The organism is Kribbella sp. NPDC004875 (genome assembly GCF_042873375.1).
Taxonomy (GTDB): Bacteria; Actinomycetota; Actinomycetes; order Propionibacteriales; family Kribbellaceae; genus Kribbella.
The window spans coordinates 904,171-920,228 of the sequence record NZ_JBIALI010000003.1 but is presented as its reverse complement, the minus strand read 5'-3'; the positions used below and the strand labels follow the sequence as shown (position 1 = coordinate 920,228).

Genomic DNA, 16,058 nt, shown 5'->3' with positions numbered 1-16,058 from the left:
AGCGTTGGCGCATGCTGCCGCCACATGTCGTGCTGGGGACGGCCTACTACCCGGAGTACCTGCCGCGCCCGCTCGGTGACCGGACCAAGACCGACCTGGATCTGATGGTCGCGGCAGGGATCACCGCGATCCGTGTCGGTGAATCGGTCTGGTCGACCTGGGAACCGCGGGACGGTGTCTTCGACCTCGAGTGGATCCGCCCGGTACTCGATGGTGCGAAGGACCGCGGGATCGGCGTGCTCCTCGGGACCCCGACGTACGCCGTACCGCCGTGGCTGCAACGGGCACATCCCGAGATCGCCGCCGAGCGACGGACCGGTATACCAGTGCCGTGGGGGATCCGTCAGGAGATCGACTACGGTCAGCCCGCCTTCCGGTTCCACGCGGAGCGGGTGGTGCGGCGGATCGTGGAGCGGTACCGCGACCATCCGGCCGTCATCGGGTACCAGGTCGACAACGAGCCGGGTGTGCTGCTCGCGCACAACGCCGCTGCCTTCGGGTCTTTCGTTGCCGGTCTGCGACGTGAGTACGGCGATGTCGAGGCGCTGAACGAAGCGTGGGGGCTGACGTACTGGTCGCATCGGTTGAGCGACTGGTCGGAGTTGTGGCGGCCGGACGGGAACAGTACGCCGTCGTACGACCTGGCCTGGCGACGCTTCCAGGCCTCGCGGACCACCGAGTTCATCGGGTGGCAGGCGGAACTGGTGCGGACGTTGCAGCGGCCGGGGCAGTTCGTGACAACCTGTCTCGCGTACGACCGGCCCGCGGTGACCGACGTACCGCTGACATCCGGGTTGGACGTTGCGGCTGGCAACATTTATGTGGACGTGCAGGACGGACTGGCGCGGCCGGCGGCACCGTCGCGGTTGACGCACGGGTGGATCGGGCGGTCGGTGGCCGAGCTGTTCCTCGCGGCGGATCGGATGTACGGGTCGCGGGGCGAGCCGTTCCTGGTGACCGAGACGAATGCCACGTCGATCGGCGGATCCCACGAGAACCGGCCGCCGTACGACGGTCAGCTCCGGCAGCTCGCGTGGGCGATGGTCTCGCGGGGCGCGCGGATGGTCGAGTACTGGCACTGGCATTCGATTCACCACGGGGCGGAGACGTTCTGGGGCGGCATCCTCGGGCACGGTCTGCAGCCGGGGCGGGTATACCAAGAGATCGCCGGTCTCGGGGCTGAGCTGGCCGCGGCGGGGGACTCGATTGCCGGGTTGACGCCTGATGTCGACGTCGCGGTGCTGTGGTCGAACGAGAGCGACTGGGCGATGCAGTTCCAGCCGCCGCTGGCGACCGCGGGTGGTATACCGGACAAGGCGTCGTACCGGACGATCGTTGGTGCTTTCTACGCGGGGATTCTGGACGCCGGGTTACGACCTGCGGTGGTGCCGGTCGAGCGGCTCGAGGCGGCGTTGGATGCTCCGGTCGTTGTTGCCGCTGGGCTGTACGTCGCCTCGGATGCGGTGCTGGATCGGCTGGTCGAGTACGCGCGGGCAGGTGGGCACCTGATCGTCGGGCCGCGGACGGGATACGCCGACTTGGAGGCGCGGCCGCGCGTCGAGGACGGGCCGCCGCGCCTGCGGGAGGCGGCTGGATTGGTATACCAGGAATTCGAGAACCTGGGCGCGGATCTGCCGGTGAGCGGTTTGGCCGGCCGAGCGACCCGATGGGCCGAGACGCTCCTGGTCGACGACGCCGAGGTCCTCGCCAACTACGACCATCCCGGCGGCGAACAACGCCCGATCGTCACCACCAAGCCCTGCGGCGCCGGCCGGGTCACGTACGTCGGCACTGTCCCAGACGCGGAGCTCGCCGGAGCTCTGTACGGAGAATCCCGCCCTTGGTCTCCGTCGGTCACCGCCCTCTCAGCGGTCAACCCGGCGGGCGAACGCCTCTGGTTCCTCCATAACTGGTCCGCCATTCCGGTCTCGTTCACTCCGCCGATACCTCTCGAGCCACCGCAGGAGGCGGCGGCCGGTGCGCTTGGTGCAGTGGGTGCGATTGGTGCAGTGGGTGCAGTGGGTGCAGTGGGTGCAGTGGGCGAGGTGGGTGCGGTTGGTGCGGTGGGCGAGGTGGGTGAGGTGGGCGAGGTCGAGCTGGGGCCGTGGGATGTTCGGGTGTTCAAGGAGGCGCAGTGAGGTATTTCGAGGATCTGACGCCGAGCACCGGGGCGCGGGAGCCACGGGCCTGGTTGCGGTCGTCGCGGCCGCGGATCAGCCTGAATGGTCGCTGGAACTTCAAGCTCTGGGACAGCGCGCCGGATGGTATACCGGAGGCCGGCGATGATTGGGTCGACCTACAGGTTCCCGGGCACTGGGTCCTGCAGAGCCACGAGCGGCCCCGGTATACCAACACCGCGTTCCCGTTCCCGATCGATCCGCCGCACACCCCGGACGCGAATCCGACGGGCGATCACGTGCGCTGGTTCGACGTACCGGAGGACTGGCCGCGGGACGGCGCCGTACTGCGGTTCGAGGGTGTCGACTCGTGTTTCAAGGTATGGGTGAACGGGGTCGAGGCGGGGACTGCGAAGGGCAGCCGACTGCCGAGCGAGTTCGTGATCGGTGACCTGCTCCGCCCAGGACGCAATTCGCTGGCCGTGCGCGTACATCAGTGGTCTTCCGGTTCGTACCTCGAGGACCAGGACATGTGGTGGCTCCCGGGCATCTTCCGCGACGTGACGCTACTTGCCCGACCGCTGATCGACGACGTGTACGTGCACGCGTCGTACGACCACCGCACCGGATCCGGCACACTGCGGGTCGAGACGGTGCCGGACGCCGTGATCCGCGTGCCCGAGCTCGGGATCGTCGCGGAGCCCGAGGTGACCGTTCCGATCGCCGCGGTCGAGCCGTGGTCGGCCGAGGTACCTCGCCTGTACGACGCGACGGTCGAGGTGCCGGGGGAGACGGTCGAGCTGCGGATCGGGTTCCGGACCGTCGAGCTCGTGGACGGAGTGTTCACCGCGAACGGGCAACCGCTGTTCTTCCGCGGGGTGAACCGTCACGAGCACGACGAGCGCCGCGGCCGCGCGATGACGGTCGAGGCGATGCGGCAGGACGTCGTACTGATGAAGCAGTACAACATCAACGCCGTACGCACAGCCCACTATCCACCGCATCCGGCGTTCCTGGATCTCTGCGACGAGTTCGGGCTGTGGGTCATCGACGAGTGCGACATCGAGACCCACGGCTTCATCTACACCGACTGGCGCGGCAACCCGGCCGACGACCCGGACTGGGCGCCGATGATGCTGGACCGGATGCAGCGGATGGTCGAACGCGACAAGAACCATCCGAGTGTGGTCATCTGGTCGCTGGCCAACGAGAGCCACCGCGGGCAGAACTTCGGCCCGCTGGCAGCCTGGACGCGGCAGCGCGATCCGGAGCGGGCGGTGTTCTACGAGCGCGACCGGACGTACGAGTTCTCCGACTTCTACAGCCTGATGTATCCGCCGCTCGAGGACCTGGAGGCGATCGGGACCCGCACCGAGGACGTGCCGGAGGAGACCGCCGAGCACCCCGAGCTGGAGGCGCGCCGGCGGGCCTTGCCGTTCATCCTCGCCGAGTACGCGCATGCCATGGGCAACGGTCCCGGCGGGCTGGCGGAGTACCAGCGTGTGCTGGAGCACTATCCGCGGCTGCAGGGCGGTTTCCTCTGGGAGTGGATCGACCACGGCCTGCTGTTGCCCGGCGCAACGGATCACGTGTACGGCGGCGACTTCGGGGAGCGCCTGCACGGGACCAACTTCTGCATCGACGGCCTCCTCTTCCCCGATCGCACTCCGTCGCCCGGTCTGCTCGAGTACAAGAAGGTCCTGGAACCTGTCCGCATCACCGGACCCAGCCCGCTCACCATTCAGAACCGCAGAACCTTCGCCGGCCTGGACGACCTGGAGTTCCTCTGGTCGGTCACGGCCGACGGTGTCGAGGTGGAGTCCGGGCGGTTGGAGGTCCCTGCGCTGGCCCCGGAGCAGTCTGTCGAGCTGCCGTCACCAACAGACGAGACTGTTTCCACCTTTGAGCGGCTGTTGACTGTGCGCGCGGTGCTGGCGAAGGACACCGCCTGGGCAGTCGCGGGACATGAGGTGGCGTGGGGCCAGTTTGTGCTGTCGTCGCCCGCTGACTGTGCAGACGGCCCAGTGGACGTTGTGGTTGAGAACGGGGATGCGGTGCGACTAGGTGGCGCTGAGTTCGAGCGACGTACCGGCCGGCTGACTCAACTGTTCGGACAACCAGTGGACGGTCTACGGCTGGACCTCTGGCGCGCGCCCACAGACAATGACAACGGACAGGGCGGCCGCAACGGAGTCACCCAGGAGTGGCGCGCTGCCGGGCTGGACCGCTTGCTGGAACGTGTTGACGGCGTGGAGCTCACCGACAGCTCGGTGGTGGTGCACACGCGGGTCGCTCCTGAAGGCCTGGGCGTCAGCGTGCGCACGACGTACCGCTGGACTGCTGTCGACGCCGGCCTGCGCTTGACGGTCGACGTAGTGCCAGAGGGGGAATGGGGCGGTACGGCAGTCACTCCGCGATGCGGCAGCTGGCCGCGAGTCGGCGTACGGATGGTTCTGCCGAAGGCGCTGGAGAACGTGCAGTGGTACGGCGGCGGTCCGGGCGAGGCGTACTCCGACAGTCGGGAAGCTGCCCGGGTCGGCCGCTACGAACGCACCGTCGACGAACTGCAGACGCCGTACGTGGTCCCGCAGGAGAACGGCTCCCGCGCTGACGTCCGCTGGGCCGAGCTGACCGATGCTGAAGGCAACGGCCTACGCGTGACAGGTACGCCGTACTTCCAGCTCACCGCCCGCCGCTGGAGCACCGAGGACCTCGAACATGCCCGCCACCGCTCGGACCTCACCCCCCGCAACCATATCTATCTCAACCTCGATCTTGCCCAGAATGGCCTGGGGTCCGCCTCCTGCGGCCCCGCCGCCACCGCAGCGCACACGCTGGAAGTCGCGCCCTACACCTTTGGTCTGACCTTCCAGCAGGCGAAGTAATCCCTTTGGCTATAAGGGTTTCCCGTCCGTGAAAACTGTCGGTGGTGACGTCTACTGTTGTGGGTATGGATGATCTGGGTGTGCGGCCGACATGGTCGATGGGAGGCAGCGACCTCCTGTCGACCCTCGATGCGCTCGACACCCAGATCACCCAGCTCCAGACCTACCGTCTACAAGTAATAGCCCGCATAGAAGACACCGGCTACGCCGAGGAACTAGGCGCCCGCGACGCCGTGGACCTCCTAGCCTTCCGCTACCGCCTGGACCGCACCGAAGCCTGGCGAGACGTCCACCTCTCCCGAGCTCTCCCGAAGTACCCCACCCTCACCAACGCTCTACAAGGCGGCATCCCAACCCCTGCCGCACCGGACAACAACACCACCGACACCGACGGAGCTGCGGACACTTCCGCTGTCCCCGACACATCCGCCGACTCCGACGCAGGTGCCGGGCACGGTGTTCGACTAATGCGTCCGGCGCAGGCGGCCGCGATAGTCTCCGCACTGGAGCGAGTGCGATCGCGAGTGCCCGTCGAGGACCTGGACGTAGCCGAGCAGCAACTGGTATCCCTGGCCGGCCACCTCTCAGCCCGCGAACTTCGCACCGCAGCCCGAAAGATCTGCGACCTCCTGGACTCAGACGGCCCCGAACCCGAAGAACACAGGGCCTACGCGCGCGAGTCCCTCAGCCTCTCCACCGCCGACAACGGAGTGAAGTTCCGCGGCTACCTGGCCAACGAGAACGCCGAACTCCTCCGCGCGATCATCCACGCCGGCGCCCGCCCTCACAAAACCACCGACGGCGAACAAGACCCTCGCCCCCGCGAAAAGCGCCAAGCCGACGCCCTGACCACAGCCCTAACCACCGCCGCCACAACCTGGGACACCGGAACCCCACCGCCCCGCACCGCACCACCCGCCGGAACCGGCGCTGCACTCAACCGCACCAGCACTTCACAGATCCGACCCACGACCAACACCTTGCCGTACGACACCGATGTGCCGTCGACCGCAGCGCTCGGTGCATCGTCGGACGCGATGTCCAATCTGCCGTCCAACGCAGCGTCCGGTGCGTCGTCGCGTGGTGATGTGGCCCAGGTATCGTGCAGTACCGGTGGGCCGGGCCGCCGAGTGCCGGGGTACGGCGCAAAAGCCAACATCACCGTGACGATCGACCTCGAGGACCTGAAGGCCGCCACCGCGGGCGCCGTTGGTGATCTCGTGTACGGCGACGGGCTGTCGGCCGCCACGATTCGGCGCCTGGCCTGCGACGCCAACATCATTCCCCTGGTCCTCGGATCGAACTCCGAACCCCTGGACGTCGGCCGCTCGGAACGCCTGGTCACCCGATCCATGCGCAAAGCCCTGAACGCCCGCGACAAAGGCTGCGTAGTCTGCGGCTCCCCGCCGATCCAGTGCGACGCACACCACCTGCTCTCGTGGATCGACGGCGGCGAAACCAGCATCTCGAACCTGGCCCTCCTCTGCCGTCGCCACCACACAGACCTCCACGCCGGCCGCTGGACCATCACCATCACCAACGGCCAAGTAACCGTCACCCGCCCACCCTGGGCCACCCCACCACCCATCCACCCCGCCACCCGAACCACCCCACCCCCAACACGCCCCACCCCCTCACCCGCTACCGACCCACTCGCCAACCCAGCCCCCGCCCCACCCGCCAACCCAGCCACCGAGTCACGCGCCAACCCAGGCAACGAGTCACGCGCCTACCCAGGCAACGAGTCACGCGCCAATCCAGGCAACGAGTCACGCGCCAACGCACGGACGGGTCTGTGCGCGAACCCACCTACCGGTCTAGCCGCCGAGTCGCACGCCGACTCAGGCACCGACCCACGCCCCAATCCGGCCGCCGAGTCACGCGCCAACCCAGGCAACGAGTCACGCGCCAACACACGGACCGGTCTGTGCGCGGACTTGTGCGCCAACCCAGCCGCCGACTCAGCCGCCGACTCAGCCGCCGACTCAGCCGCCGACTCAGCCGCCGACTCAGGCACCGACCCACGCGCCAACCCGTGGACCGAGCCATGGGCGGACTCGTGCGCCAACGCACCCACCGATCCAAGCGCCGAGCCGTGCGCCGGGCCGTGCGTCGAGCCAGCTCTCGGCGCGTCTCCTGCCAGGCAGAACGAAGCGACGACCTCGGGTCGCACGAACGAACAGGTTGTGCGGACCGGCCGATGGTGTGCCGACGATGCGACCCGCGCGGAAGCAGCACGGTTTGCCTTGTGGGGTCCCACCCAACGTGCGTCGGGTGCACTGAATGCCGACCTAGCACGGTCTGCCGCAGATCCACCGCCCTTCGCAACAATCTGATCCGTCGCCGTGCGCCTGATGCGGGACCGGGCGGCCAGCACATCCACGATCCGCCAAGCGCCGCCGTACTCGCGCCTCCACAGGCGCGCGTACGGCGGCATGCGGTGAATGCCACGTCAGCGGTCAGGTGCCCGGATCAGGAGACACGCAGCTCGATCGACCGTGAGTTCCCGGGTTCTTGCGCCCGAACGGCGGGCTATCTGCCGCGCGCGATCGGCTGTGCCATTCGCCATGCACCACAGGCTGTGCCACCTGCTGTGCCACCGGCTGTGCGATGTGCTGTGCGGCCTGCTGTGCGAGGTGGGGTGCCACCTGTTGTGCGGCGCTGGGTTCTTGTGGCGCGGGGTTGGGGGCGGCCAGTGGTATTGGGGTGCTGCCACTGGGCTTCCCGCCGCGTGTCTGGGTCTACGTTCCCGCGACGCCTGCCAGGCGGTCGTGTGTGCGAGGGTGGGCTGGCCGGTTGCGGCGTGTTGGCGGGGTGCTCGGGTGGAGCGGTTGGGGCTGACTTGGGGTTTCTGCCGCTGGGCTTCCTGCCGCGTGTCTGGGTCTACGTTCCGCGAGGCCTGCCAGGCGGTTGTGTGTGCGTGGGGTGGGCTGGCTGGTTGCGGCGTGTTGGCGGGGTGCTCGGGTGGAGCGGTTGCGGCTGACGTGGGGCGGGACGGGGCGGTGGTGCGGGGTGGTGGTGCGGGGTGGTGGTGCGGGGTGGTGGTGCGGGGTGGTGGTTGTGCGGTGGATTGGTGGGTGGCTGTTATTGGGGTTTGGGGGTGGTGAAGTAGTTGAGTAGTTGGTGGATGTAGGGGGTTCGGGACTCGGGGGTGGCGGGGGTTGGGAGGGGGAGGTTGTTGTAGAGGTTGTCGGACTCGTAGCGGGGGAAGACGTGGACGTGGTAGTGCCACGCGTCTTGGTAGCCGGCGGGTTCGTTGTGTTGGCGGGTGGAGGTACCGGTGCAACCGTCATAGGTGGTGCGGATGGCTATGGCGATCTCGCGGACCAGGTCCTGTACGGCGTGACCGGATTCGGCGGTCAGGTCGTACAGATTCTCGTGGTGGGCGGTTGGCACGACCAGGACGTGACCCTGGTTGTTGGGCCACCACCGCGAGGCAACGAACGCGAGGGCGCCGTCGGTGCGGCGTACGACGTCGCGTTGCCTCGTCAGGTGGTCCTCTCCGCCGGCGGCGAGCCGGCAGAAGGGGCAGTCGTAGTCCTGGGGTGCGTGGTTGAACATGCTTAGCGTGGTATCACGAAGGTGATGTAGGTGGAGTTGCCCTTGCCTGGGACGCCGGAGTTGGGGCCGAGGGGTAGTTGGCCTGGGGGGACGTCGCGTTTGAAGAGGAGTAGGCGCTGGTCTGTGGTGCCTACGGTTTCGCCGGTTCGGGTGAAGGTGGACAGCCAGTTGGGCCACCAGACGTTCTCGCCGCGGGGGTCGAAGGCTACGTAGACGGTTGCCGGGCGGGTGAGGTTCAGCGTCAGGTAGTCGGCTGGAGTGGTTGCCTTGGAGTCGTCGTTCGCGCCCTGGACCAGGGCCTGTCCGTTCAACTGGTCAGGCAGGTCCGTGATCTTGTAGCTGCGGTCCACGTACGTTTGTGCGCCGGTCTGCGCCTTCGCCAGGTTGGACAGCTTGTCCGGCGACTGCACCGACACCAGATCGCTCACCAGCGGCGGCTCGCTCCGGGTGATCCCCAGCACTCGGTTGCCGACCGTCTTGACCGCAGACGCCGGCTGCCCGGTCAGCGGTGCGAAGTCGAACGACGACAGCGGTACGGCGACCCGCTCGAGCGTGTACGACGTATTCGGCGTCACCGCAACCGAGACGACATCGCTGGAGGTCGGTGGGACGACCACGCGACCGTGAGAGTCCACCACTCGCACCTGCTGACCAGGCCACGGGTTGGCGACCTTCAACGTCTCTCGGCTCCCGGCCTGGATCCCGACAACACTTGGTACGCCGTTGTGAACCTCAGTGCTGACCCGATGACCACCCTCGATCTGCACCGATCCAGAGACGTCCCAGTTCTTCGGCCACGCCGGCGCGACGCGCACGACCCCGTCGTACGACTGCACCAGCGCCTCCTGCAGCCCGGTTGTCAGTACTCCGCCCCACTCGTTGTAGAAGCTGTGGTTGCGGACCGCCTCCTGGCCGGTGCGGTGCACGGTGAACCCGTTGGGGTAGATCTGGAAGTCGGCGATCCCCTTGAGCAGCAGGCGTTTCACCTCGTCGGACAGCCCGAGCCGCGCGGCCCAGGTGGTGTCCATACCCCAGTCCTTGTCCTGCGGGTACACGCGCTGCCGGTACGTCGCCTGCATCAGCTCGGAGGTCTTGTCGAAGACGCCCCAGGGCCAGAGCGCCTCCATCTCCGGGTTCTGTGTGTTGTGTGACGCCTCGTCGGTACCGGACCACGCCAGCACCTCCTCGCCGCCACGCTGCACGGTCCGGAACGGTGGCAGCTTGGTGACGGCCTCGTGCAGTTGCTTGGCGAGCACAGTGTCGCCGTGCGACGTCGCCAGGTCGGCAACGAGCGGGAAGATGACCCGGATGGCTGCCATGTCCGGCACTGGGTCGCTGGTGTCCCACTGCACCTCCAGCGCGTTGACGTGCTCGAGATGCAGGTAGCCGTCGGTCCCAAGGGTCATCGCCGACAGGTAGAACCGAGCGACGTCCCGCATCAGCGGATAGCTGCGGTTCAGCAGCGCCGTGTCGCCGGTGTAGCGGTACTGCTGCCAGATGTTGTTCACCAACTCCGGACCGCTAGTCAGAATGCGTCTGGTCCAGCTGGGCTCGTTGATGTTGTCACAGCCGTCACCAGTCCCGTCGTACCGCATGAACTCTGGCAGGCAGAGTCCCTCGCCGCCGGTCCAGTGTGTCCGCGTCCACTCGCGCATCAGCTCGGCTCTGTCGAGGTAGAACTTGAAGTACGGCGCATTCAGCTCGCCGACGCCCGCACCGAGGTTCGCGGACACCAGCATGCGCAGGTTGAAGTGCCAGTACGAGTCCTGCGCCCAGTCCGCCTGGTCCCCGGACGAGGAGAACATCCGGACCACCGCGCCATGGGTACTAGGTACGTCGCCACGCATCGACGCGGCCATCGTGTAGAGCTGCAGCGTCCGCAGGTTCTCCACGTACTCACCCGAGCCGTCTGCCGACGTGATCCGCATCGGGGCCGCCTTGGCCCAGTACGAGTGCCACCACTGCAGATGGTGACTCGGCGTCTCAGCCACGGCCTTGCGAGCCGCAGTACGGAGCTCGCCGCCGCGGTACGACGGTACGCCGACCACCAACCGGAAACTCCCGTCAGCCCGAGGCCGGAACGACAACCGGACCGTCAGCGGGTCCACGACAGACGCAGTCACGCCAGCGGCCTGTGCGGTCAACGCGGCGACCGCACCGGTGATACTGCCGGACGCCTGGTCGTGGAACGTCTCCGCCAACGCAGCGATGCCATCTGCCGCATTGGCAGCCGGCGTGCGGCCGGCCCACAACTCGAGGTCAGCTGTCTGAGTCTTCGAAGGATCCGCGCCCGTCACCTCGAGCACGAACTGGTCAGCATCAGCTCGCACATAAGAGCGTGCGGTCATCCCACCGCCACTCTGCACGAGCTGACCGTCGTACAGCGCCAACCGCCCGCTGTAGTCGTCAGCACGCATCATCGAGTCCAGACCGGGTACGACGAGCCGCCCGGCGGACTTGAGATCGGGAAAGGTGTCAACGCGGTTCAGCTGGGCGCTGTAACCCTTCTCAGCCCAGACTGCGGCACCAAGCACGCCGTTCCCCAACGGCATCGCCTGATAGGTCTGCCACGCCGGCCCTTCCTGGACCAGGTCCGACCGCGACACCAGTCCGGCCGTGTCAGCTTGTAACGCGCCGTCGTGCCACGCAGTAGTTCCAGAATCGCCAACGTCAGCGCCGACAGCAGGCAACGCAGACGCGCCGACAGTCATCAGCGTTACTAGTAGAGGTAAGGCAAGTCGAAGCATTCGATGAACCTTTCGGAATCACGCGCGCGGCTCGATGAAGTAGTCGACGCCGGGACGGGTGCGGAACTCGACGACGCCGTCCTCCGGCCTGCCGAACGCCACCGGACCGGCAGACGAGTTCACGTCGACCGCGGTACCGGTCCGCAACCGCAGCCGGTTGCCCAGGAGCGATTTGATCCGCGCCTTCGACAGCTTCCCGTCCGACCAGGAGAACTCCAGGTCGAAGCCACCCCGCGCCCGCAGACCACGCACACTTCCGGTCGGGAAGGCCGAAGGCAGACACGGCAGCAGTGCGACCTCGCCGGAGTGGCTCTGCATGATCATCTCGGTGATCCCGGAGATGCCGCCGAAGTTGCCGTCGATCTGGAACGGCGGGTGCAGGTCGAACAGGTTGGGCGCCGTCCGGCCCGGGCCGAGCAGCTGCGTCAGGTGCTTGTACGCGTTGTCCGGCTCGAGCAGACGGGCCCGCAGGTTCAGCTTCCAGGCCAGTGACCAGCCGGCGGTCACGGCCGGACCACGCAGCTCCAGCGACTTCCGCGCCGCGTCCGCGAGGTCCGGCGTACTGCGCGGTGTCACCTGGTCGCTCGGGAAGACGGCCCACAGGTGCGAGACATGTCGACTCGTCTCCAGAGCGGCCTCCTCCCAGTCGATCAGCCACTCCTGGATCTGACCGAGGTATCCGATCTGGATCGGCGCCAGCTTGGACCGTGCCTCGGCCGCCTGGGCTGCCATCGCGGAGTCCTCGCCCAGCAGCGCGGCCGCCTGTCCGAATACCTTGAACAGGTCGTGCAGGATCTCGGTGTCCATCGTCGGCCCGGCACACATGCTCACACCGACGTTGTCGTAGTCGTGGTGCTTGACCTCGGGGGAGTGCGAAGGGCTGGTCACCAGCCAGCCCGTCTTGGCGTCGGTCTGCAGCTGGTCGAGGAAGAACTCCACCGAACCGCGCAGCACCGGGTAGTACTTGCGCAGCATCGCGACGTCGCCGGTGTAGTCGTACCGCTCCCAGAACAGCAGCGAGAGCCACGCGCCACCAGTCGGCCAGACACCGTAGTACGCGAAGTCCACCGGTGCGCTGCCGCGCCAGCCGTCGGTGTTGTGGTGCGCTACCCAGCCAGGTGCGTCGTACATGGTGGCTGCAGTGCGGGCACCGGACTCCGACAGTTCACCGATCATCTGGAACAGCGGGTCCCAGCACTCGGCCAGGTTGGCCGGACCGGCCGGCCAGTAGTTCATTTCGCAGTTGATGTTCAGTGTGAACTTGGACTGCCACTCCGGCAGCATCTTGTAGCTCCAGATGCCTTGCAGGTTCGCAGGCTGGCCCGGCGTGCGGGAGCTGGAGATCAGCAGGTAGCGGCCGAACTGGTAGTACAGCGCGGCCAGCTGCGGGTCGCCGCCGTTGCGGAACGCTGTGATGCGCTGGTCTGTCGGGAGCGCGATGGAGTCCGACGTACCGAGGTCCAGGTCCACGCGGCCGAACAGGCGCTGGTAATCCTCGACATGCTCGTGCCGCAGCTTGCCGTACGCCGGGCGACCGACCGCGGTCAGCGGCGCGACGGCCCGAGCGACCTGGTCAGCGCTGACATCGAGGTAGTTGCGGTAGCTCGTGCCGACCGAGTAGACCAGGGTGACCTCGTCCGCACCGGCGACCGACAGCTTGCCGTCAGCAACCGTAGTGGTGCCACCCTCGGCAAAGGCGCGGAGCAGCGCGGTGAACTTGACCGAACCGTTAAGCCCCTCCGCGTCGCCGCTGATGCCGTTCAGCGCCAGCGTCTTGTCGTCGAAGCGGGCGGGCGTCGCGGCCTGCTCAGTGCTGTACGTCGCGTCGAAGGTCAGCGCCCCACGCCGGCTAGCGGTCAGCCGCATCACCAGCACCTGCGCAGGGTGGCTGACGAACACCTCCCGGGTGTACCGCACGCCGGCGTGCTCGTAGCTGACCGACGTGATCGCCGTGGTCAGGTCCAGCTCCCGCCGGTACGCCGTGACTGCGGCCGCGTCGATGCCGGGAAAGGCCAGCGAGAGGTACCCGACCGGCTGGTACTGCATCTGCTCGGTCGGACGGCCCATGAAGTGCTCGTCCGCGAGGTTCTGCGCGTCGAGGTACTTCTCCTCGGCGATCAGCCGGCGGATCTCGGGTAGTACGTCCTTGCCGACCGGGTCGTCGTACTGGTGTGGGCCACCGGCCCAGATCGAGTCCTCGTTGAGTTGCAGTTGCTCGGTGGCGGTCCCGCCGTACACCATGGCGCCGAGCCGGCCGTTGCCGATGGCAAGCGCCTGCAGCCACTCGGTGGCGGGCTGGGTGTACCAGAGTTTCAGGGGGTTGGTGTCGCTGCCCGGGGGCGGGACGGCAGCGGCGGTGGTGGCAGCGGAAGGATTGAGAGCGAGCGAGCCGGCGACGGCTGCGGTGCCGGCCGCGGCGCCTGCGGTCCTAAGGACCTGGCGGCGGGTGTACTCGTTCATGGGCGGTCTCCCTGGGGCGGTAGATGCGCTGGGCGGTGCCGCGGAACACGTCGTTGTGGGCGGCAGGAGGCAGCAGTGCGGTGGTACGGCGGAGTACCTCGGCGCGGGTCGCGGCCGGCGTGCACACGGGCCAGTCCGAGCCGAACAGCAACCGTTCACTGCCGAAGAGTTCGAGGGCGGCGTCGACCATCGCGCGGAGGTCGTCGGTCGCGAGGTGGGCGGTGCCGGAGAGCTTGACCGAGACGTTCGGGCACTCGGCGAGCGCCCGCAGTCCGGCGAGCCAGTCGGGGGTGACAGCAGCGGGGTTGCCGAGGTGGTCGAGGACCAGGCGCGCGTCGGGTACGGCGGACGCGAGCCGGGCGGCACCGATCAGGGCGGAGGGGCGGAGGAGGAGGTCGATCGCGAGGCCGGCTTCGGTGGCGGCCCGCACGCCGCGGATGTGCGCGGGGGTGGTCAGGGCGTCGGGGTCGGTCTGGTCCGCGGGTGGGCTGCGGACGCCGACCAGTCGCGGGTCGTCGGGCAAGCGGTCCGGGAAGTCGAGCAGGTCGAACCACCCGACCACGCCGACCACGGACGGCGCCTCTCGAGCCAGCGCGAGTAGGTCGTCGACCTCGGTCGGGTCCGCGTCGGCCTGCACCAGCACTAACCGCTCGCCCACGCCCCCCGGCCCAGCACCGGCCTGCGCCCGCACCGGTTCGGGGGTTGCCCCCTGAGCTAGCCCGTTAGCCTCTCGCATGCGGGGGGTAGAAGGGGTCATCCCAGGGGGTAACCCCTCAAATGGCATGGGGGGCAGGTCGGTGAGGCGGAAGGTGCGGCGGAGGGGGTGGCCCGGGCGGAGCCACGGGAGCGCCCGACGGGCCAGGTCCCAGACGTGAACGTGAGCGTCGAGCAGCCGGACGCGGGCGTCGGGCAGCGGGGCGCGGGTGTCGGGCAGCGGGGCGCGGGTGTCGGGCAGCGGGGTGTGGGTGTCGGGGCCGGGTAGCGGGCTGGGGGCGGGGTGGGGCATGTGGGGGTCAGTCATGGTGGCCGGCTGGTCTGGTGATGGAGCTTTCGCCGCGGGCGTGGGCGGCGAAGAGGCGGGCGGAGTCCTCGGGGTCGGTGCCGGTCAGGACCTCGATCAGGTCCACGTGCCGGCGCGCCATCAGGCCCCAGTCACCGGCGTACATCGCGTTCGACACCACCTGCAGGCTCCACAGCGCCGGCTCCAGCGTCCGCCACACACGCAGCAGCATCGAGTTGCCGCTGGTCGCGAGCACCTGCCGATGGAACCGCAGGTCGGACTCCCGGAACGCACCGATGTCGTGATGCTCGGCCGCCTCGGACATCCGCTGGACCTCGATCCGCAGCAGATCCAGCTCCTCGGGAGGCACGTGCCCGGTCGCCCGGCGCGCCGCCGCGGCCTCGAGCAGCACCCGGACCTCCCGCGCCTCGCGGGCCTCGACCTGCGAGATCTCGGTGACGAAGTTCCCGAGCCGGGGCCGGTAGGTGACGAGTCCCTCGTGCGCCAGGCGGCGTACCGCCTCGCGGGCCGGAGTCTGGCTGGTGCCGAGGACCCGGGCGATCTCGGACTCGACCACCCGCATCCCAGGGGCGAGCTCGCCGGACAGTATCCAGCCCCGGATCGCTTCGTAGACCCGGTCGGACAGCAACTCGGGATCACCGGCCGGCGGTGGCGGTGGATGACCGGCGCCGACGCTCGCTCCGGCGGAGCGATAGTGCTGCGCCTCCTCCCGGCGCCGCCGCGAGACGGTCGACTGCGAGACGCCGTACGCCGCCGCCAGCTCCCGCGTCGACAGGCGATGTCCGGTATCGGCCATCGATGTTGTCGCCGTTCCGCCGAGCTGGACCCGGTCCACCATCCGCGGGCGTCCGCTGCGCATCCCGTCGTCGAGGCCGGCCATCCCCATCCGGAGGAACCGCCGGCGCCACTTGCCGACTGTGCCCGGGGTGACCTCGAGCAGGTCCGCGACCGCCTTGTTCGAGCGTCCTTCCGCGCTGGCCAGCACGATCCGGGCCCGCAGCCGCATCGCGTCGGTGGTCCGCGCGGCGGCCGCGAGCTGGCTGAGCGCGGTCCGCTCGGCCACCGACAGGGTCAGCGGTGACTTGGGTCTTCCGGCATCGGGCATGGCTGCATGGTGACCCCGTTCACAGCGTTCTGCCAACCCTATATGGCAGGGACTTCTGACTCGGAACGTCCACTTTGCCGCGTATTCGTTGACACTTGGGCGCCGCGCTCTGCATCGTCACTCGATAACGACGCCCGGCCGCCCCCGACGCCGGGACGATCT

General features: G+C 68.3%; 8 protein-coding genes. 3 read left to right on the top strand and 5 right to left on the bottom strand.

The window, feature by feature from the left end; genetic code table 11:
- Positions 1-11 precede the first annotated feature (11 nt).
- From ACFYRH_RS21525 to ACFYRH_RS21515, 3 genes are all read left to right on the top strand, one after another.
- A complete protein-coding gene (locus ACFYRH_RS21525) occupies positions 12-2,138 on the top strand; it encodes a beta-galactosidase (RefSeq protein WP_387777792.1) in 2,127 nt (708 codons plus the stop codon).
- The gene (locus ACFYRH_RS21520; protein ID WP_387777789.1) at positions 2,135-5,002 is read left to right on the top strand and encodes a glycoside hydrolase family 2 TIM barrel-domain containing protein; all 2,868 of its coding nucleotides are present in this window, start codon (positions 2,135-2,137) and stop codon (positions 5,000-5,002) included. The genes ACFYRH_RS21525 and ACFYRH_RS21520 overlap by 4 nt, the downstream gene beginning before the upstream one ends.
- 65 nt (positions 5,003-5,067) lie before the next feature.
- Positions 5,068-7,338, top strand: a complete 2,271-nt coding sequence (locus ACFYRH_RS21515; protein ID WP_387777786.1) for a DUF222 domain-containing protein — start codon at positions 5,068-5,070, stop codon at positions 7,336-7,338.
- A 748-nt stretch (positions 7,339-8,086) separates the two neighbouring features.
- Here the strand turns inward: ACFYRH_RS21515 and ACFYRH_RS21510 are convergent.
- The 5 genes from ACFYRH_RS21510 to ACFYRH_RS21490 form a co-directional block, all read right to left on the bottom strand.
- Entirely contained in the window at positions 8,087-8,563 is a 477-nt protein-coding gene (locus tag ACFYRH_RS21510; RefSeq protein ID WP_387777783.1) for an HIT family protein, read from the bottom strand.
- A gap of 2 nt (positions 8,564-8,565) precedes the next feature.
- The gene (locus tag ACFYRH_RS21505) at positions 8,566-11,169 is read right to left on the bottom strand and encodes a hypothetical protein (RefSeq protein ID WP_387777780.1); all 2,604 of its coding nucleotides are present in this window, start codon (positions 11,167-11,169) and stop codon (positions 8,566-8,568) included.
- A 159-nt stretch (positions 11,170-11,328) separates the two neighbouring features.
- Positions 11,329-13,770 (bottom strand): glycoside hydrolase N-terminal domain-containing protein, encoded by a 2,442-nt coding sequence (locus tag ACFYRH_RS21500; protein WP_387777777.1) that lies wholly within the window; start codon positions 13,768-13,770, stop codon positions 11,329-11,331.
- A complete protein-coding gene (locus ACFYRH_RS21495) occupies positions 13,739-14,776 on the bottom strand; it encodes an amidohydrolase family protein (protein ID WP_387778329.1) in 1,038 nt (345 codons plus the stop codon). The genes ACFYRH_RS21500 and ACFYRH_RS21495 overlap by 32 nt, the downstream gene beginning before the upstream one ends.
- A gap of 7 nt (positions 14,777-14,783) precedes the next feature.
- Positions 14,784-15,896 (bottom strand): GntR family transcriptional regulator, encoded by a 1,113-nt coding sequence (locus tag ACFYRH_RS21490; protein WP_387777774.1) that lies wholly within the window; start codon positions 15,894-15,896, stop codon positions 14,784-14,786.
- Positions 15,897-16,058: the final 162 nt, after the last annotated feature.